The following is an 18,981-nucleotide window of genomic DNA, read 5'->3' on the forward strand; positions in this document are numbered from 1 at the left end:
AGGGACTTCCGACATGATCGTCGCGTTCAGCGTGAGCCCGTCCGGCGGCGAGCCCGACGGCGGGGTGAGCGAGGCCGTCGCCCGCGCCGTCAAGGTCGTCCGCGACTCGGGGCTGCCCAATTCGACCAACGCGATGTTCACCAACATCGAGGGCGAGTGGGACGAAGTGATGGACGTCGTGAAGCGCGCGGTCGAGGCGGCGGGGGAGGGCTCGGCGCGCGTCGGCCTGGTCCTGAAAGCGGACATCCGGCCCGGCTTCGAAGGTCAGCTCGAGGCCAAGGTGGACCGCGTCGAAGCCCACCTGCGCGACTCCTGACGGACCGGTCAGGGGAGGGGCGGGGTGAAGGCGACCGTCCAGCGGCCGTCTTCGCTCGTCACGTTCAGCGGGTAGCTGAACGGCGTGCCGTCGCCGAGGGCGCCGGTGATCGTCGCGCGGGCCGGGGCCGCCGCGTCCGGGCCCAGCTCCACGCGCACGTCGTGGACGCCGCGGTCCGCCAGCACGGTGACGTAGTCCTTCGCGAAGTCGCCGCCGCCGGAACCCGGGTAGTCGAGCAGGCCCGCGAACGCGTCGGCGTCGTGCCCGGAAAGCGCCGAGGCCAGCCGGTCACGCAGCTCGCCGGGGGAGCCGGCGCCCGGGTCCGGTTCGTGCACGATGAGCAGCGTCACCGCGCCGATCCAGGCGACGGCGGCCACGATCGACAGGCCCACCTTCACGTCACGCCGGATGTGCACCCGGCCGAGCCTGCCCCAGCGGCGCCGTCCTGCCAAGCGGACCGGCCGGGCACCCGGTGAAACGCTCCGGCGCGCGTGCCAGGATGGAGAGGTGACCCAACCACGCGGATCTGCAGCGAAGTCAGCGGCCTTGTCCGCCGCCCTTTCCGGCGCGGTCGACCTGTCCGCGCTCAAGGCCCGCGCCGAAACGGCGCACAGGCAGCCGGCCCCGCCGGCCGGCCCGTCCGGAGGCGACGCCCCGCCGCCGTCCGCCCCGGGTTCGTCCGAGGCCGTGATCGATGTCACCGAGGCCACCTTCCAGGCCGAGGTCGTGGAGCGGTCCCTGCACCAGCTGGTGATCGTCGACCTCTGGGCCGAGTGGTGCGGCCCGTGCAAGCAGCTGTCCCCGGTGCTGGAGCGGATGGCCGCGGAGTCCGGCGGTGCCTGGATCGTCGCGAAGGTGGACGTCGACGCGAACCCGCGCATCGCGCAGCTGTTCGGCGCGCAGTCCATCCCGACGATCGTCGCCATCGGCGGCGGCCAGCCGGTCGACGCGTTTTCCGGCGCGCTGCCCGAGCCCGAGATCCGCAAGTGGATCAACGCGCTGCTCGACGCCCTGCGCGACAAGCTCCCGGCGATCCGCGAGGCCGAGGCCAACGGCGCCGGCCCGGTCGAGGAGCCCGAGGACCCGCGCTTCACCGAGGCGGAAGAGGCGTTCGAGCGAGGCGACTTCGCCGCGGCGCAGGCGGCGTACGAGCGCATCCTCGACGTCGAGCCGGCGAACGAGCTGGCGAAGAACGCCCTGGCCCAGGTCAAGTTCACCGCCCGCGCGGAGAGCGCCGACCCGGAGGCCCGCGCGAAGGCCGACGCTGACCCGTCCGACCTGGCGGCCCAGCTCGACGCGGCCGACCTGGAGATCGCGGAGAACAACGTGGAGGCGGGCTTCAAGCGCCTGATCGACACGGTCCGCCGCACGGCGGGCGACGACCGCAACAAGGTCCGCGAGCACTTGGTGGCCCTGTTCGACCTGTTCGACCCGGCTGACGACCGCGTCATGAAGGCCCGCCGCGACCTGGCTAGCGCTCTCTTCTAGGACTCATGAGAAAGGCCCCCCACCACGCGGTGGGGGGCCTTTCTCATGAACTCACGCGTACTGCTTCGAACAGACCGAAGACCCCTCGAGGTACCCCCGCCGCAGCGACTCGACCCGGTCGAAACCGCTGTCCGGGCGCTTCCCGTTCACGTCCGCCGAGATCAGGCTCTCCGGCTGCAGCAGGTCCGCGATCGCCTCGTCGAGGTCGCCCGCCGACAGCCGCAGGTCGCCCGGGCGGTTCGTGAACGCCGCCCACGCTCCCACCAGGCATGCCGTGCGCAGCCCCGCGTTCGCGTTGTCGATCGACGCGCCGACGCCCTTCTGGATGCCCAGCGCGTACCGCGAAGCGACTTCCGAGAACGCGGCGAAGTCACCCATGCCGCCCGGGTCGTCGCCCTTCATCTCGGCTTCGCGGTCGATCGGCTGGGCCAGCTGCGAAAGCTTCGCCAGGTCGATGGCCACCGTGTTGTCGCCGGGGCAGTACGACGCAGGCGGCGTGGTCTGGCAGCTGCCGCCGTCGGCGATCTCCGGCGCGGCCACCCCGGCGCCCTTGAACGCCTCGTCGAGGCTCTTCTTCAGCAGGTCCACGGCCTGAGCGTTGAACTTCGCGTCGCCCTTGCCCTTGTCCCCCGCGTCGAACGGGCGCTCGGTGAGGCGCGCCTTGACGTTCTCGGTGTTCATCGCCGCGCACTCCTTCGGGCCCTTCTCGAACCCGGTCTGGAACGCGAAGGTGCGGTCGAACGCCGTGCCGTGCGCGCCGCGGTCGGCGCCGCTGGTGCCCGCCTGGTCGCGGATCAGGAACATCGCCGCCATCACCTGGTTCAGGCCTTCGGACGTCGACACCCGGTAGTACTTGCTCTTGTCTTCGGCGACCCAGCGGAAGTACCCGCCGGCGAAGCAGTCGGCCTGCTGCTCCTTCACGACGGTCGGGGTGCTCTTGGTCATGTTGGCCTTGTCACCGAGCCGGTACTGCACGGCGTGGCCGAACTCGTGCGCCAGCACGACGACCACCGACATCGGCCCGAACCGCTGGCGCAGCATCGGCAGCAGCACGCCGCGGTCCCACGCCACCGAGTCGTCGACCGAGCAGTAGAACGCGTTCACGAGCTTCTTGACGCTGCCGCAGCCGGTCTTCTCGGTGTCGGTCTGCGAGTCGTAGGACAGCAGGGACTTCACCGGCTCGAACTGCTGCCCGAAGTCGGCGGGCAGCCGCTCGCCCCAGTACGTCTGGATGTCGTCGATCGCCGCGGTGGCGAGCTTGTCGTCCTCACTGCCGGCGGCGTTCTTGACTTCGATGCCCGGCGTGGGAGCGTCCGGCTTGAGGCCGCTCTCGAAGTGCGTCACCGGCAGCCCGGCGACGGCTCCGGCGCCGGTGTCCTTGCTGGGGTCGCCCGTGGCGCCGTCCTTGCTGTTGCACCCGCTCACGGCGACCGCCGCGACCGCGAGCAACGCGACCAGCGCGCGCCGTCCTCCCCCTGAGGTCATCTTCACTCGCTCCACTCCCGAACCGCCCGTAACCGACTGGCCAGGACCATACCCAGGGCATACGCGGGGCGTGCACGTTATCCCCGAACTCCTCCTGCGCAGGTCGGGCCGCGGCCCGATATCGTCGCTTCCCATGCGTGCAGTCCGCCGGTTCACCGTTCGCGCCAGCCTTCCCGAGTCGCTGTCCGGCCTGGGCGCGCTGGCCACCAACCTGCGCTGGACGTGGCACCCGCCGACGCGCGACCTGTTCGCGTCGATGGACGCCGAGCTGTTCAACGCCGTGCGCGACCCGCTGCGGATGCTCACCGCGCTGCCGCCGTCGCGCCTCGACGAGCTCGCCGTCGACGACGACTTCCTCGCCCGCGCCCGGGACGCGGCCGCGGACCTGGAGAACTACCTGTCCGAGCCGCGCTGGTACCAGCAGCGTGACGACGACCTCCCGCCCGCGGTCGCCTACTTCTCGATGGAGTTCGGCGTCACCGAAGCGCTGCCGAACTACTCCGGCGGCCTCGGCGTGCTGGCCGGCGACCACCTCAAGGCCGCGTCCGACCTGGGCGTGCCGATGATCGGCGTCGGGCTGCTCTACCGCAACGGCTACTTCCGGCAGTCGCTGTCGCTGGACGGCTGGCAGGTCGAGCACTACCCGGTGATCGACCCCAACGCGTTCCCCCTCGAACTGCTCACCGCCGGGGGACGGCCGGTGCTGATCGGGGTCGCGATGCCGGGCGGGCGCGAGCTGTGCGCGCAGATCTGGCAGGCCCGCGTCGGGCGGGTGCCGCTGCTGCTGCTCGACACCGACACCGAGGCCAACGACGACGACCTGCGCGGCGTCACCGACCGGCTCTACGGCGGCGACGCCGACCACCGGCTGCGCCAGGAGATCCTCGCCGGCATCGGCGGGTTCCGCGCGGTCCGGAAGTACTGCGAGCTGACCGGCCACCCGCAGCCGATGGTGTTTCACACGAACGAGGGACACGCGGGCTTCCTCGGCCTCGAACGCGCCCGCGAGATCGTCCAGGCCGACGGCCTCGCCTTCGACGAGGCCATGCCCGCGGTCCGCGCCGGGACGCTGTTCACCACGCACACCCCGGTCAGCGCGGGCATCGACCGGTTCCCGGTGGACCTGGTCCAGCGCTACTTCAACGACGGGCGGCTGGTGCCCGACATCGACCCGCGGCGTGTGCTCGCGCTCGGCGCCGAAGACAACCCCGGCCTGTTCAACATGGCGCACATGGGCCTGCGGCTGGCGCAGCGCGCGAACGGCGTCTCCCGGCTGCACGGGCGCGTCACGCGGAAGATGTTCTCGCGGCTGTGGCCCGGGTTCGACCACGACGAGGTGCCGATCTCCTCGGTGACGAACGGCGTCCACGGCCCGACGTGGGTGGCGCGCGAGCTGAGCACGCTGCTCGGCCGCGAATGGGGTCTCGACGTCGGGGAAGGGCCGTTGCGGGACGGCGTTTCGGACGCCCAGCTGTGGGGGCTGCGGCGCGAGCTGCGCGAGAAGCTCGTGTTCGAGGTGCGGCGCCGGGTGCGGGCGGCGTGGCTGCAGCGCGGCGCGTCCCCGTTGGAGCTGGGCTGGGTGGACTCGGTGTTCGACCCGGACGTGCTGACCGTGGGCTTCGCGCGTCGCGTCCCGACGTACAAGCGGCTGACGCTGATGCTGCGCGACCCCGAGCGGCTGCGCACGCTGCTGCTCGACGACGACCGCCCGATCCAGGTCGTCGTCGCCGGGAAGTCGCACCCGGCCGACGAGAACGGCAAGCAGCTGATCCAGCAGATCGTCCGGTTCGTCGACGGCGCGGACGTGCGACACCGGATCGTCTTCCTGCCGGACTACGACATGTCGATGGCCCGGTACCTCTACCGCGGTTGCGACGTCTGGCTGAACAACCCGGTGCGGCCCCTCGAAGCGTGCGGGACGTCGGGGATGAAGTCGGCGCTCAACGGCGGGTTGAACCTGTCGATCCGCGACGGCTGGTGGGACGAGTGCTACGACGGCAGCAACGGCTGGGCGATCCCGACCGCGGACGGCGTCACCGACCCCCTGCGCCGCGACGACCTCGAGGCGGCGGCGCTGTACGAGCTGCTCGGTCAGCAGATCTCCCCGCTGTTCTACGACCGGTCGGGTGACGGCGTGCCGACCGGCTGGCTGTCGATGGTGTGGCACACGCTGGAGACGCTCGGCCCGCGGGTCCAGGCGTCCCGGATGGTCCGCGAGTACGTCGACAACGGCTACCTGCCGGCGTCCCGCATGGTCGCGGCGGCCACCGGCGACGGCTACCGCGGCGCGCTCTCGCTGGCCGACTACCGCACCAAGCTGGAGGTGTCGTGGCCGCGGCTGCGGATCTTCGACTCCGAGCTGCAGGTCGAGGCGACCGAGCCGCTGGTCGTCGGCACGGAGGTGACGATCCGGGCGCGCATCGACCTGGCGGGCCTCGATCCGTCCGAAGTGGACATCCAGGCGGTGGTCGGCCGGGTCGGCGACGACGACGAGCTGCGCGACGCGGTGACCGTCCCGATGACGGCGGACGGCATCGGCGCGTTCGCGGCCCGGCTGAAGCTCCCGCGGCCGGGGTCGATCGGGTACACGGTCCGGGTGCTCCCGAAGCACGGCCTGCTGGCGGCCCCGGCCGAACTGGCCCGCGTGGTGCTGGCCTGACCTGGAGTTACTCCACCTCGAAATCGCTGCGCACCAGGGCACGGGCGGCGTTAAGTTGAACGCATGCGCTTCGGAATGTTCGTCCCGCAGGGGTGGCGGCTGGACCTGGCCGGCATCGATCCCGCGGACCACTGGAAGACCATGCTCGGCCTCGCGAAGCACGCGGAAGCCGGGCCCTTCGAATCGATCTGGGTCTACGACCACTTCCACACCGTGCCCGTCCCGACCGAGGAGGCCACGCACGAGGCCTGGTCGCTGATCTCGGCGTTCGCCGCCGCGACCGACACCGTGCGCCTCGGCCAGATGTGCACCTGCATGGGGTACCGCAACCCCGCCTACCTGGCGAAGGTCGCCGCCACGGCCGACACCATCGCCGGCGGCCGCGTCGAGATGGGCATCGGCGCCGGCTGGTACGAGCACGAGTGGCGGGCCTACGGCTACGGCTTCCCCAGCGCCGGCGAGCGCCTCGGCCAGCTGGACGAGGGCGTGCAGATCATGCGCGACCTCTGGACCACCGGCACGTCCACACTGGACGGCAAGCACTACCAGACGGACGGCGCGATCCTGCGCCCGTTGCCGCCGCAGGAAGGCGGCATCCCGCTGTGGATCGCCGGCGGCGGCGAGAAGAAGACGCTCAAGATCGCCGCCAAGTACGCGAGGTACACGAACTTCGCCGGCGACCCCGAGACGTTCACCCGCAAGTCGGAGATCCTCGCGCAGCACTGCAAGGACGTCGGCACCGACTTCGACGCGATCGTCCGCTCGGTCAACCACAACGTGGTCATCGGCGAGACGGAGAAGGACGTCCAGGACAAGCTGGCCTGGCTCAAGTCCCACCTCGACAAGTACGCGCCGGCGGACGCGGCGGAGCGGTGGCACGGCGTCTTCGTGAACAGCCCCACCACCGGCACGCCCGAGCAGGTCACCGAAAAGCTCGCCGCGCTGGGTGAGCTCGGCATGTCCTACGCGATCTTCAACTTCCCGGAAGCCGCGTACGACCGTTCCGGCATCGACCTGTTCACCGAAAAGGTCGCCCCGGCGCTGGCCTAAGGCACCGCGGGGCTGCCGCCGGTCTCCACCGGGAGGCCGGCGGCCGCCCAGGCGCGGAAGCCGCCTTCGAGGTCCGTCGCGTTGCGCAACCCGAGCCGCTGCAGGTCCGCCGCGGCCAGGCTCGACGAGTAGCCCTCGTTGCACAGCACGACGACCGTCGTGTCCGGCGTCACCGAGGGCAGCTTCCACTCGCTGTCCGGCGCCAGCCGCCACTCCAGGTGGATCCGCTCGACGACCACCGAGCCCGGGATCTCGCCCTCGGCCTGCCGGTTCGCGAGGGGACGGATGTCGACGAGCAGCGCGCCCGCCTCCTGCAGTTCGAGGGCCCGCGGCGGCGCGACCCGGTCCAATCCGGACCGGGCCTTCTCCAGGAACGAATCGATGGCGCTCATCCCCGGACGATAACCGGTAGCGGCGGGATCTCGGCCGGGACGTCGGCGAGCGTCGCGTACTCCCGCGTCGGCACCAGCGGCGGCGAGTACGCGTGGACGCTCGCCGCGGGCGCGTCCCCGATGCCGGTGACCTGGTGGGCGCGGCCGGCGCCGAAGCCGATGCCCTCGCCGGCGACGTGCGTGCGGCGCCGGATCGGGCCGCCGGGGTAGCGGTACTCCTCGCCCAGCTCGCCCTGCAGGACCGTGAACGAGCCGGACGCGCCGCCGTGGTCGTGCGGCTTGGTGTGCTGGCCGGGCAGCCACGACAGCAGCCACAGCTCGACGCCGTCGGTCAGGGCCAGCCGGGCCCACCAGCGGCGGTCGTCGTCGAACCGCAGGATGTTCTTGACGCTCGCGGTCAGCTCGGTGGTCACGGTGGCGGTGAGGTCCGCCAGCTCACGCGGGGTCCACAGCAGCCGCGACGGGTGCAGCAGCTCGGGCAGCAGCGGATCGGTCAGCTGCGGGTGGATCTCGACGGCGGGACGGGTGATCGAAGTGGTCAACGCGGGTGCTCCTCGGACGCGAAGGTGATCGGGACGCGAACCAGCGCGGCACCGCACCCGCCCGTCACGGCGCGAGGGATCAGCGGAGCCGCGCCCGCGTACACCCGGCCGAAGCGACGAGGAGCAGGTCGATCGCACGACGGCGCCAGAACGAGCCCCGGGTGACGGGGGTGGCGTGCACGTCGGCTGACATGCTGCCGATCCTGCCACAACCGCGTGGCGCACGGCACTTCCGGTGTGCGCCGTTCCACGTCGTGGACACGCTCCGACCAGCCGGTTCGCCGTCTCGCCCGGGCGGGTGCGCACGCGCGCGCGTCGGCAGACAGAATGGGCTTCGTGAGCGAGCCGATCCAGCCCAGCGAACTTGACGATCTCGTGGTCCGGATGGCCGGTGTCGGCGTCCGCCGGGGGACCAACGACCTCCTCGCCGGCCTCGACTGGTCCGTGGAACTGGACGAGCGCTGGGTGGTGCTCGGGCCGAACGGCGCGGGCAAGACCACCCTGCTGCGCCTCGCCGCGGCCGAGCTGCACCCGACCACCGGCGAGGTGGACCTGCTCGGCGAGCGGATCGGCCGGGTCAACATCTTCGACCTGCGTCCGCGCATCGGCTTCACCTCGGCGGCCATCGCCCAGCGCGTGCCGGGCGACGAGCTGGTCAAGGACGTCGTGGTCAGCGCCGGCTACGCGGTGCTCGGCCGCTGGCGTGAGGAGTACGACACCCTCGACACCGCCCGCGCGACCGAGCTGCTGGAAGCGATGGGCATCGGGAACCTCGCCGAGCGCACCTTCGGCACGTTGTCCGAGGGCGAGCGCAAGCGCGCGCTGATCGCCCGCTCGCTGATGACCGACCCGGAGATGCTGCTGCTCGACGAGCCGGCCGCCGGGCTCGACCTGGGCGGCCGTGAGGACCTGGTGGCGCGCCTCTCGGCGCTGGCCCTCGACCCGGACGCACCGGCGCTCGTGCTGGTCACCCACCACGTCGAGGAGATCCCGCCGGGGTTCACCCACGCGCTGCTCCTGCGCGACGGCCACGCGGTGGTGTCCGGGCTCGTCGACGACGTCATCACCAGCGAAAACCTCTCGAAGACGTTCGACCAGGACCTCGTGCTCGAGCGTTCCGGGGATCGCTTCTTCGCCCGCCGTCGCTAAGCTGTCGCTTACCCGCCGGTAGCGTGCTGGCAGATCGTCAACGAGGAGGATGGGCGTGGGAGAGTTCGCAACCCTTGAAGTCAAGGACGGGGTCGGCACGATCCGGCTCGACCGGCCGCCGGTCAACGCCCTGAACGCCCAGGTCACCGCCGAACTCGCCGAGCTGGCGAAGGAGGCCACCGAGCGCGACGACGTCCGCGCGGTGATCCTCTACGGCGGCGAAAAGACCTTCGCCGGCGGCGCGGACATCAAGGAGATGGCCACCCGCACCTACCCGGAGATCGCGAAGTTCGGCGCCACCCTCACCGGCACCCTCGCGGCCATCGCGAACATCCCGAAGCCGGTCGTCGCGGCCATCACCGGGTACGCCCTCGGCGGCGGCCTCGAACTGGCGCTCACCGCGGACTGGCGGGTCGCCGGCGACAACGTCAAGGTCGGCCAGCCGGAGATCCAGCTCGGCGTCATCCCCGGCGCGGGCGGCACCCAGCGCCTGGCGCGCCTGATCGGGCCGAGCAAGACCAAGGACATCGTCTACACCGGACGGTTCGTCAAGGCCGAAGAGGCCCTGTCGCTGGGCATCGTCGACCAGGTCGTGGCCCCGGACGACGTCTACGCGGCGGCGCACAAGTGGGCGGCCCAGTTCGCGAACGGCCCGGCCGTGGCGCTGCGCGCGGCGAAGGCGGCCATCGACGGCGGCCTCGACACCGACCTCGCGAACGGGCTCAAGCTCGAATCGCACCTGTTCGCCGCCCTCTGGGCGACCGAAGACCAGCGGAACGGCATGAAGTCGTTCATCGAAAACGGGCCCGGCAAGGCCACCTTCGAAGGGAAATGACGCCTTGACCGACGTGAACGACCCGGCCCCGAACCCGCACGCCACCGCCGACGAGGTCCAAGCGGCCTGGGCCGACCCCAAGCTGGCGAACGTGCTGTACCACGACTGGGAAGCCGGCACCTACGACGAGAAGTGGTCGATCTCGTACGACGAGCGCTGCATCTCCTACGCCACCGACGTGTTCAACGCCGTCGCGGGCGAGGACGGCCAGCCCTACCAGCACGCGATGGAACTGGGCAGCGGCACCGGGTTCTTCCTGCTGAACCTCATGCAGGGCGGCGTCGCCAAGAAGGGCTCGGTCACCGACCTCTCGCCCGGCATGGTCCAGGTCGCGCTGCGCAACGCCGAGAAGCTCGGCCTCGACGTCGACGGCCGGGTCGCCGACGCCGAGCGCATCCCGTACGAGGACAACACCTTCGACCTCGTCGTCGGGCACGCCGTGCTGCACCACATCCCGGACGTCCAGGCGGCGTTCCGCGAGGTGCTGCGCGTGCTCAAGCCGGGCGGCCGGTTCGTCTTCGCCGGCGAGCCGACCAAGATCGGCGACTTCTACGCCCGCAAGCTCGGCCAGTTCACCTGGTTCTTGACGACCCGCGTGACGAAGCTGCCCGCGCTGAGCGGCTGGCGCCGTCCGCAGGAGGAGCTCGACGAGTCCTCCCGCGCCGCCGCGCTGGAAGCCGTGGTCGACATCCACACCTTCGACCCCTCGGAGCTGGAGTCGTGGGCCCGCGGGGCCGGCGCGCAGGACGTCCACGCCGTCACCGAGGAGTTCGCCGCGGCGCTCGCCGGCTGGCCGATCCGGACGTTCGAGGCCGCGGTGCCGCAGGAGAAGCTGACCGTCCGCTGGCGGCTGTTCGCCTACAAGCTGTGGCTGCGGCTGTCCGCTGTGGACAAGAAGCTGCTCTCCAAGGTGCTCCCGCGTGAGCTGTTCTACAACGTGATGATCACCGGGACCAAGCGGCCGTCCTGAGTGGGCTATTCGTTCAGCCTCGGCGACGTCGCCTACCTGCGCTCCGGCGCGGGTGAGGCGGCGCTCGCCGAGGTTTCGTCGTTGCCGCTGACCGATCGCATCGCGTCCGTGGCCGCCGTGCGCCGCCTGGTCGGCGAGGACTACGCGAGCGCTGTGCTGGAAACCGTGCTGCTGCGCCGGAAAGCCGTGTCCAAAGTGGACTCCGACGGCTGGCTGTTCACTTCGGACGCGCTCCAGCAGGCGAGTGCCACGCCTGTCGCGCGGCACCGGGCCGCCCGGCTGGCCGGGCTCGACGTCCACGACGTCACGTGTTCCGTCGGCGCGGACCTCGTCGAGATCGCGCGGGTGGCGCGGCGCGTGCTCGGGTCCGATCTGGACCCGGTGCGGCTGGAGATGGCCCGGCACAACGGAACCACCGCCGGCGTCGCGTTCGGACTGGCCCGAGCCGACGCTCTGCGTCCGGTGAGCCGCGCGGGCGTCGTCGTCGCCGACCCGGCTCGCCGCGACTCCGCGGGACGACGGGCGTGGAAGCCCGCGGACTTCGCGCCACCGCTGGACGGGCTGGTCGAGGCCTATCCGGGGCGGGCCCTGTCCGTGAAGTGCGCGCCCGGCCTCGACTTCGCGCTCACGCCGTGGGCCGACGAGGTCGAGCTGGTCTCGCTCGACGGCCAGGTTCGCGAGTCCTGCCTGTGGCGGGGGCTCGGCACCGGCGTCACCCGGCGGGCGACCGTGCTGCGCTCGGACGGGACACAGTGGACGGTCACCGACGCCGAACCGGACGAACTGCCCACACGGGAGCCGGGGGAGTGGATCGTCGACCCCGACGGCGCCGTCGTCCGGGCCGGCCTGGTCCGCCACTACGCGGCGCGGCACGGGCTGTGGCAGCTCGACGAACGCATCGCGTACCTGACCGGTGACACCCCGCCGCCGGGCGTGCGGGCCTTCCGCGTCCTGGAGCACGGGCCCTACACCGAGAAAGCGCTGAAGTCCGTCCTCAAGCGACACGACGTCGGCCGCCTGGAAATCCTGGTGCGCGGCCTCGACGTCGACCCGGACGCGTTGCGGCGGCGGCTGAAACCCCGTGGTGGTGCGGAAGCTTCGGTGGTGCTGACGCGAATCGGGCGCTCGCCCGTCGCGTTCGTCTGCCGGGCCGAACGGCCAAAGTGAACGGAAACTTTCGAGGGGTGGAACTCCGGGTGAACGTGACGTAGGTTCCCCGGGTCGTCAAGTTTCCACTGGAGGGTCGCCGTGTCCGGAAAATGGTCAGGTCTCGTCAAGCTCGCCGCCGCCGCGGCCATCGGCGCCACCGTCGTCTCGGGGGCCACCGCGCTCGCCGGCTCGGACGACGCGACCGCCGCCCGGTCGAAGGAACCGGCCAACATCGGCCAGGTCAAGAACGACGTCAAGGCCTACTACGGCGACTACCTCGACGCCGCCGGCAAGCACCACTACTCCGACACCAGCCGGTTCGTGAAGGACACCGACCGCATCGTCGCCGACGCGAAGCGCTACCTGCAGCAGCAGCTCGGCAAGGTCAAGAACCCGGCGATCGTGCTGGACGTCGACGACACCTCCGAGATCACCTACGGCTGGGAGGCCGACAACGACTTCGGCTTCGACCCGGTCAAGCAGCAGCAGGCCATCGACAACGGCACGTTCGTCGCGAACAAGCCGGTGCTGGCGCTGGCCAACTGGGCCGTGCAACACGGCGTCAAGCTGTACTTCCTGACCGGCCGCAACGAGCTGCAGGGCCCGCAGTCGCTGAAGAACCTGGCCAACGAGGGCTACCCGGCCCCGGCGGACGCGTTCTTCAAGCCGAAGGTGACCGCGCCGGACTACCTGCCGTGTGGTCTGACCTGCAACACCGTCCAGTACAAGTCGGGCACGCGGGCGCACATCGAGGCGACCGGCGCGAAGATCGTGCTGAACGTCGGTGACCAGTTCAGCGACCTCGAGGGCGGCTACGCGCTGCACCCGACCAAGCTGCCGAACCCGATGTACTACCTGCCCTGAGGTGGAATAACCACCGGGTCCCGGGTGCTGCTCCCAGTACACGACTTTTTTCGAGGAGCTGACATGCCGGAGAAGAAGGTGCTGGTCCCGGGCCCGGACCACCCGATCACCGTCGAGCCGACCAAGGCGCGCGTGGTGGTCAAGGCGGGCGGGCGCGTGGTGGCCGACAGCCGCAACGCGCTGACGCTGCAGGAGTCGAACTACCCGGCGGCGCAGTACATCCCGCGGGCGGACGTCGACTTCAGCCTGCTGGAGCGGACCGACCACGAGACGTACTGCCCGTACAAGGGCGACAGCAACTACTACAGCCTGAACGCCGGTGACGTGAAGGCCGAAAACGCGATCTGGACGTACGAGAAGCCGTACGACGCGGTCGCGGCGATCAAGGACCACGTCGCGTTCTACCCGAACGTCGTGGACTCGATCGAGCTGATCGAGGACTGAGCTGGACCTCGACCTGCTGAGGACGTTCCTGGCCGTTCACCGGGCAGGATCGCTGACCGGCGCGGCGCCGTCGCTGGGGTTGTCCCAGCCGACGGTGACCGCGCAGGTCAAGGCCCTCGAAGAGCAGCTCGGCCGGCAGCTGTTCGTCCGGCGCGCCCGCGGCGTGACCCCGACCCCGGCGGCCGACGAACTGGCCGCCCGGATCGCCCCGCACGTCGACGCGCTTTCTTCCGTGACCTTCGGCGAGGCCGACCCCTTCACCGCGCCGGTGCACCTGGCCGGCCCGGCGGAGCTGATGACGCTGCGAGTGCTGCCCGCGTTGACCGGCCTGGTCACGTCCGGGCTGAAGCTGCGGGTGACGTTCGGCCTGGCCGACGACCTGCTCACGGGTCTCTCGCAACGCCGGTTCGACCTGGTGGTCTCCACGATCCGGCCCCGTGGCCGCGGTCTCACGGCGACCCCGCTGACCGACGAGGAGTTCGTCCTGGTCGGCCCCCGCGGGTTTTCCGGCGACCCTCGCACCGCACCGCTGGTGGCGTACGCCGAGGACCTGCCGATCATCCGCCGCTACTGGCGTTCGGTGTTCGGCACCCGGCCACCTTCGGGGCCTTCGGTCGTGGTTCCGGACCTGCGCGGGGTGCTGACGTGCGTGCTGGCCGGATACGGCGTCAGCGTGCTCCCGCGGTACCTGTGCGCGGCCGAGCTGGCTTCCGGCTCGCTGATCGCCCTGCTCGACCCGGAGGAGCCGCCGATCAACACGCTCTTCGCGGTCACGCGGACCGAGCCGTGCCAGGCGGGGCCCGCGGCCGTGCGGGACGCACTGCTCGCGGACGCCGCCCGCTGGTGAACCGGATCCCGCTCACGGCTCGACCGTGCGAGAACCGGCGTTCGCCAGCTCAAGTGCGACGTCGGCGAGCAGTTTGTCGCGTAGCTCCTGGCTCGAGACACGGTCGATCAGATCGATGGCGACGGCCCGCCCTTGGTCCGACCACATGTCCTTCTGCAGGCTGGACGTCTGCTTCTCCATGTGGGCGAGTGCCTTGTTGGCTTGGCGATGGAACAAAATGCCCACCGCGTTGGTGACGACTCCGGAAGCGCTCACGATCAGGGAGATCTGCACGCCGTTCCCGAGCACTTCGCTCGTACCGGAAACGACGGCGAGCAGGACTCCGATCACGATGACCGACATGCCGAGCCAGGACGACCTGCGGCTGCTCGCGGAGCTGCTGCGCGCCTCGACCAGGCCATGCGCGTAGTACTCGATGAGCAACGTGGTGAATCGGACATCCTGGGGAACGGTCGCGGCAAGGGTCGAGTCGGAGCTTGTGAGCAGCCGCAGCCGTTCGCGTTCGTAGTTCACCGCCTTCGCATGGTTCTCTTCGGCGGTGAGCATCGGCTTCATGGTGACGACGAGGCTCCCGATGGCCAGGACAAGACTGGCGCAGGCAACGGACACGGAGATTTGTTTCCCGAAGTCCGACGTGGTTTTGAAGATGTAGGTGGCGCACGCCGCGACGACTCCGGCGGTCACCGCCGCGGCGATGACGCGGGCCAACGGGGGCAACCGCCGGCCGGGACGTTCGTCGGGCAAGCCAGGGGACGCGGTGGGCATGGTCCAGTAGTCGAGCCGCGGCGGGGGCGCGTTACCGGCCACCACCGCAGGCTGGAACCCCGACCAGGCGGGGCCCACGGCCGTGCGGGACGCACTGCTCGCGGACGCCGCCCGGTGGTACGTCAGCCCGTGTAACCGGCGAAGATCTTCGCGAACTCGTACTTCGACTGCGGCACGTTGGTGCACTTGTAGAGCGCGCCGGTGCACGCGTTGGCGTCGCGGCCGGCCTCCCAGAACGACAGCATGCCCAGGTGGACGGTCTTCGCGAACGCCACCAGCGCCTTCGCGTCCTTCTGGTAGAAGATCTCGTTCTGCGAGTCGTTGACGCCGATCATCGGGGTCACGCCGACCTTCTTCCACGCCGCCGCGTCGCTGAGCCCGAAGATGGACTTCAGCTGCGCCTGGGTGGCCTTCGCCGCGGAAATCGCTTTCGCGCCTTGGTCTCCCGCGCCCTGGTAGTAGTCCATCGCCATGATGTTGACCATGTCGAGGGTGACGCCCGCGTTCTTGGCCGCGTTGACGACGTTGACGCCGTTCGCGTCGAGTCCGTTCGGCAGGACCGGCAGCGTCAGCGAGATCTTCAGGCCCGGGTTGTTGTTCTGGAGGGTTTTGAGGGCTTGAGAGCGGCGGGCGATCGACGCCGGGTCCGCGACGGCCGCGCCCTCGATGTCGAAGTCGGCGTACTTCAGGCCGTACGCCTTGACGACGGCGTCGTACTCGGCGGCGACCTGCGCGGAGGTGCTGCACGCCTGGGCCAGCTCGATGCCGGACGCGCCGCCGAAGGAGATCTTGACGTCACCGCCGGCGTTGCGGATCTTGGTGATTTCGTCCTTCTGCCAGGCGGTGCGCGGGTCGTAGGCGCCGAACCAGCTGGCCTTGCAGCCGTAGGAGTTGACGAAGGCGAGTGTGAAGCCCTTGACGCCGCTGGCAGCGGACATCGCCGAGAGACTGGGGGTGGGCCAGGCACCCATGTCGACGTAGGGCCCGACGGGGATCGGCGACCCGGCGGCGGCTTCGGCGGGAGCGCCGAGCCCGGTGCTCACGAGCGCGAGGCCGGCCAGCCCGGCCAGCAGGGAACGGAGACGCATGGTGGAACCTCCACGACGACGAGCGCGGCGGCGGGGATTTCCGGACTTAATTGGTATAGACCATTAATGTGGTCCGGACCATAGGCTGAACGGGCTACCCTCGTGACCGGCGGTGACGGACGGCCTAGGATTCCGATGGTGCTGATCACCACGGAACGGCTCACACTCCACTCGTGGGCCGAGGAGTACTTCGACGAGCTGTTCGCGCTGGCCCAGATTCCGGAGACGGTCCGGTATGTCGGAACCGGCGAGCCGTGGACCCCCGAGTACACCCGGGCCAAGCACCAGGCCACGCTCGCCCACTGGGCGACGCACGAATTCGGCTGGTTCGCGGTGTCCGCTGCCCCGGGCTCGTTCGATGGAGTGGTATCGCTGGTCCACCGCAGCCCCACGGAGTCCGGCTTGGGGTTGCCGGCGGTGGAGATGGGCTGGTGGATAGCACCATCGGGCTGGGGCCGTGGTTACGCAACCGAGGCGACGACGGCGGCCCGCGAATTCGTCTTTTCATCAGGTTTCACGGATCGTCTGCTGGCGGTGTACGAGCCGGCGAACAAGGCATCGGCGCGGGTGGTGGAGAAGCTGGGCTTCACCCCGCACAGCCGGTTCACGCTGGAGGGAAGGGTCGAGCAGCGGGCAGTCTTGGATCGCCCGCACTGACCTGTCCCCAGGCCGGCCCGAATGTGGACAACTCGAGCGCTTGCCGCGCGATCCGGCGGTTTCGACCCACCCCACCGATAGACTGGACTCGGGGACGCCCCCCAGGGAAGGGCGGGGGCCGCGGTGGTGCCGATCCGGCGGTGCACAGCCTCCGCGAGGCCCTCGTCGCCCCGGACCGTTGCCCGGGATCAGGGCACAGTCACTCGCCGCCGGCCGGCAGACCGCTGGAGACCGCCGGAACGGGGTTGGTTCCCACCCAACGGCGCACAGCCTCCGCGAGCCCCTCGTCGCCCGCCCCCGGTGTGCCCACCCAAGCCGCGTGCCCGTCCGGCCGCAGCAGCACCGCGTCGATGTCCGAAGTGGACGGACTCGAAGCCGCGACCACCTCCACCGCCGACGACCAAGCGCCAAAAACGCCCGTCAAATCCAGCAAAACCGCCCGCCCCGGGTGCAGCAACGCGGCCAAGTGCGTCTCGGTCGCACCCACGACGAGCGGCACATCCGGCGCCAATCGCCCCAGCCACGGATGCCCGCCCGGCTCGTAACGCGCGTCCAACCCGGTGATGATCTCCGCCAAAGCCCGGTTCCCCGCCGGGTGCGCCGCGACCCGCCGCATCAGGTCGGCGAGCGGTTCGTCCGGAGCCTCGTCCAACGCCACCTGCGCCCGCGTGTTCGCCAGGATCCGCTCGCCCGCCGTGTGGCGCTCGGCGTGGTACGTGTCCAGCAACCCCTCCGGCGCCGTCCCGCGCACCGTCGCCGCGAGCTTCCAGCCCAGGTTGAACGCGTCGTCCAAAGCCACGTTCACCCCGATCGCCCCGGCCGGCGGGTGGATGTGCGCCGCGTCGCCCGCCAGCAGGACCCGGCCTTCGCGGTAGTGCGTCGCCAGGCGGGCCGCGTCGCCGAAACGCGTCAGCCAACGCGGTGAACGAAGCTCCACGTGCCGGCCGAGCACCGCGTCCACCTGGGCTTGGAGCCGCTCGAGCGTCACCGGCGCGTACTTGTCGGCCGGTGGGTCATCCTCGCGCACCACGACCCGGACGTACCCCGGCCGCGGGATGACGAACACCGTGCGGCCGTCCGGGCCGGCCGAAACCCCGTACGGCAGCTCGCATTCGACGTCGCCGAGCAGCGCGTACCAGCGCGCGTCGACACCCGGGAAGCCGATCCCGGCCTGCTTGCGGACCTCGCTGCGCCCGCCGTCGCACCCCACCAGGAAGCGCGCGGTGATCGTCCGGCCGAATCGTCCATTGTGGACTACTGTGGAAACGCTTTCCGGGGACTGCGTGAACGACCGCAGCTCGTGACCCCGCAGGATGTCGACGCCGAGGTCGGCGGCCCACTCCTCCAGGACCTCCTCGACGCGGGTCTGCGGGATCCCCAGCGAGAACGGGTGATCGGTCGCCGCGTCGGTGAGCTGCAGTGGCCCGGGCAGGCCGGTGACCGGCGCGTGTGGCACCCGATGGCCCTCGGCGACCAGGCCCGCGGCCAGCCCGCGGCGGGCCAGCAGGTCCAGTGAGCGCGAGTTGAGGTTGAAGCCGCGGCAGTACGGCGGCCGTACGGGATGGCGTTCGACGATCGTGGTGCGGACGCCGCCCAACGCGAGCTCCGCGGCCAGGAGCAAGCCGGCCGGGCCGGCGCCGGCGACGAGCACATCGGTCTCGAGCACGATTTCCCCTCAGGAGTGGTCGGGCCAGGGCAGGGAGCCGGAGCGGATTTCGGCGGCGGTGGCGCGGGCCCAGCCGAGCTCGGCCTGCCACGCGTGCCGGACGAACTCGACCTCGATCATGAACAGCCTCGGCGCGCCCTGGCCGACGGTCTCGTCGAGGGCCTTGTTCGCGCCGTCGATGCGGTCGGCGAGGTGACGCGCGCGTTCCTCCAGCGCGGCGGCGGCGCGCTCCGGGCCGAGCGCGCCGAGGTAGCTCACCGCCGCGACGAACTTCGGGTACTCCGCGACCGGCTCGCGGACGAGTTCGTCGAGCCACGCGATGAACTCCTGGCGGCCGAGTTCGGTGTGCGCGTAGACGGTCCGCTCCGGCCGGTTGCCCTCCCGGACCGTCTCGACGGGCTCGATCCAGCGGTGCTTCGCCAGCGACTCCACGGTGTCGTAGAGCGAGCCGGGGTTGATCTTGAAGCTGCTGTCCTTGAAGCGTTCGCGCAGCGTGGACGCCATTTCGTACGGGTGCATCGGCCGTTCCAGCAGCAGGCCGAGCAACGCCAGCGCGAGGGTGTTGCGGATCTTGCGAGGTGGCACTAGTCGCTCCCTATCAGTCGGAACCGACTA

20 protein-coding genes are annotated in these 18,981 nt (G+C 70.7%); 12 read left to right on the forward strand and 8 right to left on the reverse strand.

Features of this window, described 5'->3' with window-relative positions; all coding sequences use genetic code 11:
• Positions 1-13 precede the first annotated feature (13 nt).
• Positions 14-316: a thiamine-binding protein gene (locus AA23TX_RS23345; RefSeq protein ID WP_155544995.1), complete on the forward strand. Its 303-nt coding sequence runs from the start codon at positions 14-16 to the stop codon at positions 314-316.
• An 8-nt stretch (positions 317-324) separates the two neighbouring features.
• On the opposite strand, the gene AA23TX_RS23350 is transcribed toward AA23TX_RS23345, so the two are convergent.
• Complete coding sequence (locus AA23TX_RS23350; RefSeq protein ID WP_155544996.1) at positions 325-732, reverse strand: hypothetical protein; 408 nt, start codon at positions 730-732, stop codon at positions 325-327.
• Between the two features lie 91 nt (positions 733-823).
• Between AA23TX_RS23350 and AA23TX_RS23355 the strand changes: the two genes are divergently transcribed.
• A complete protein-coding gene (locus AA23TX_RS23355) occupies positions 824-1,804 on the forward strand; it encodes a tetratricopeptide repeat protein (RefSeq protein WP_155544997.1) in 981 nt (326 codons plus the stop codon).
• 51 nt (positions 1,805-1,855) lie between these two features.
• Here AA23TX_RS23355 and AA23TX_RS23360 read toward each other — a convergent pair whose 3' ends face one another.
• Positions 1,856-3,289, reverse strand: coding sequence for a neutral zinc metallopeptidase (locus AA23TX_RS23360; RefSeq protein ID WP_155544998.1), 1,434 nt, complete (start codon positions 3,287-3,289; stop codon positions 1,856-1,858).
• A 133-nt stretch (positions 3,290-3,422) separates the two neighbouring features.
• Here AA23TX_RS23360 and glgP point away from each other — a divergent pair, with 133 nt between their 5' ends.
• Positions 3,423-5,948, forward strand: a complete 2,526-nt coding sequence (glgP, locus tag AA23TX_RS23365) for an alpha-glucan family phosphorylase (protein WP_155544999.1) — start codon at positions 3,423-3,425, stop codon at positions 5,946-5,948.
• 63 nt (positions 5,949-6,011) lie between these two features.
• The gene (locus AA23TX_RS23370) at positions 6,012-6,998 is read left to right on the forward strand and encodes an LLM class F420-dependent oxidoreductase (protein ID WP_155545000.1); all 987 of its coding nucleotides are present in this window, start codon (positions 6,012-6,014) and stop codon (positions 6,996-6,998) included.
• Here the strand turns inward: AA23TX_RS23370 and AA23TX_RS23375 are convergent.
• Both AA23TX_RS23375 and AA23TX_RS23380 read right to left on the reverse strand, forming a co-directional pair.
• On the reverse strand, positions 6,995-7,390 hold the full coding sequence (locus AA23TX_RS23375) for a rhodanese-like domain-containing protein (protein ID WP_155545001.1): 396 nt from the start codon (positions 7,388-7,390) through the stop codon (positions 6,995-6,997). The genes AA23TX_RS23370 and AA23TX_RS23375 overlap by 4 nt on opposite strands.
• Positions 7,387-7,932, reverse strand: coding sequence for a cysteine dioxygenase (locus AA23TX_RS23380; protein WP_155545002.1), 546 nt, complete (start codon positions 7,930-7,932; stop codon positions 7,387-7,389). The genes AA23TX_RS23375 and AA23TX_RS23380 overlap by 4 nt, the downstream gene beginning before the upstream one ends.
• A 327-nt stretch (positions 7,933-8,259) precedes the next feature.
• Here AA23TX_RS23380 and AA23TX_RS23385 point away from each other — a divergent pair, with 327 nt between their 5' ends.
• From AA23TX_RS23385 to AA23TX_RS23415, 7 genes are all read left to right on the forward strand, one after another.
• Complete coding sequence (locus tag AA23TX_RS23385) at positions 8,260-9,081, forward strand: ABC transporter ATP-binding protein (protein WP_196425495.1); 822 nt, start codon at positions 8,260-8,262, stop codon at positions 9,079-9,081.
• Between the two features lie 55 nt (positions 9,082-9,136).
• The gene (locus AA23TX_RS23390) at positions 9,137-9,916 is read left to right on the forward strand and encodes an enoyl-CoA hydratase/isomerase family protein (RefSeq protein WP_155545004.1); all 780 of its coding nucleotides are present in this window, start codon (positions 9,137-9,139) and stop codon (positions 9,914-9,916) included.
• A 4-nt stretch (positions 9,917-9,920) separates the two neighbouring features.
• On the forward strand, positions 9,921-10,886 hold the full coding sequence (locus AA23TX_RS23395; protein WP_155545005.1) for a class I SAM-dependent methyltransferase: 966 nt from the start codon (positions 9,921-9,923) through the stop codon (positions 10,884-10,886).
• Entirely contained in the window at positions 10,887-12,053 is a 1,167-nt protein-coding gene (locus AA23TX_RS23400; protein ID WP_155545006.1) for a class I SAM-dependent methyltransferase, read from the forward strand.
• An 81-nt stretch (positions 12,054-12,134) separates the two neighbouring features.
• Entirely contained in the window at positions 12,135-12,899 is a 765-nt protein-coding gene (locus AA23TX_RS23405; RefSeq protein ID WP_155545007.1) for an HAD family acid phosphatase, read from the forward strand.
• 63 nt (positions 12,900-12,962) lie between these two features.
• On the forward strand, positions 12,963-13,343 hold the full coding sequence (locus AA23TX_RS23410; protein WP_155545008.1) for a DUF427 domain-containing protein: 381 nt from the start codon (positions 12,963-12,965) through the stop codon (positions 13,341-13,343).
• A 16-nt stretch (positions 13,344-13,359) separates the two neighbouring features.
• Complete coding sequence (locus AA23TX_RS23415; RefSeq protein ID WP_155545009.1) at positions 13,360-14,190, forward strand: LysR family transcriptional regulator; 831 nt, start codon at positions 13,360-13,362, stop codon at positions 14,188-14,190.
• A gap of 12 nt (positions 14,191-14,202) precedes the next feature.
• Here AA23TX_RS23415 and AA23TX_RS23420 read toward each other — a convergent pair whose 3' ends face one another.
• Positions 14,203-14,997, reverse strand: a complete 795-nt coding sequence (locus tag AA23TX_RS23420) for a TRADD-N-associated membrane domain-containing protein (protein ID WP_155545010.1) — start codon at positions 14,995-14,997, stop codon at positions 14,203-14,205.
• A gap of 80 nt (positions 14,998-15,077) precedes the next feature.
• The gene (locus AA23TX_RS23425; protein ID WP_155545011.1) at positions 15,078-16,043 is read right to left on the reverse strand and encodes a chitinase; all 966 of its coding nucleotides are present in this window, start codon (positions 16,041-16,043) and stop codon (positions 15,078-15,080) included.
• 135 nt (positions 16,044-16,178) lie between these two features.
• Here AA23TX_RS23425 and AA23TX_RS23430 point away from each other — a divergent pair, with 135 nt between their 5' ends.
• Positions 16,179-16,700: a GNAT family N-acetyltransferase gene (locus AA23TX_RS23430; RefSeq protein ID WP_439328774.1), complete on the forward strand. Its 522-nt coding sequence runs from the start codon at positions 16,179-16,181 to the stop codon at positions 16,698-16,700.
• A gap of 199 nt (positions 16,701-16,899) precedes the next feature.
• On the opposite strand, the gene AA23TX_RS23435 is transcribed toward AA23TX_RS23430, so the two are convergent.
• Together AA23TX_RS23435 and AA23TX_RS23440 are read right to left on the reverse strand one after the other, a co-directional pair.
• The gene (locus tag AA23TX_RS23435) at positions 16,900-18,366 is read right to left on the reverse strand and encodes an FAD-dependent monooxygenase (RefSeq protein WP_155545013.1); all 1,467 of its coding nucleotides are present in this window, start codon (positions 18,364-18,366) and stop codon (positions 16,900-16,902) included.
• A 9-nt stretch (positions 18,367-18,375) separates the two neighbouring features.
• On the reverse strand, positions 18,376-18,951 hold the full coding sequence (locus AA23TX_RS23440) for a PadR family transcriptional regulator (protein WP_155545014.1): 576 nt from the start codon (positions 18,949-18,951) through the stop codon (positions 18,376-18,378).
• Positions 18,952-18,981: the final 30 nt, after the last annotated feature.

The organism is Amycolatopsis camponoti (assembly GCF_902497555.1).
Lineage (GTDB): Bacteria > Actinomycetota > Actinomycetes > Mycobacteriales > Pseudonocardiaceae > Amycolatopsis > Amycolatopsis camponoti.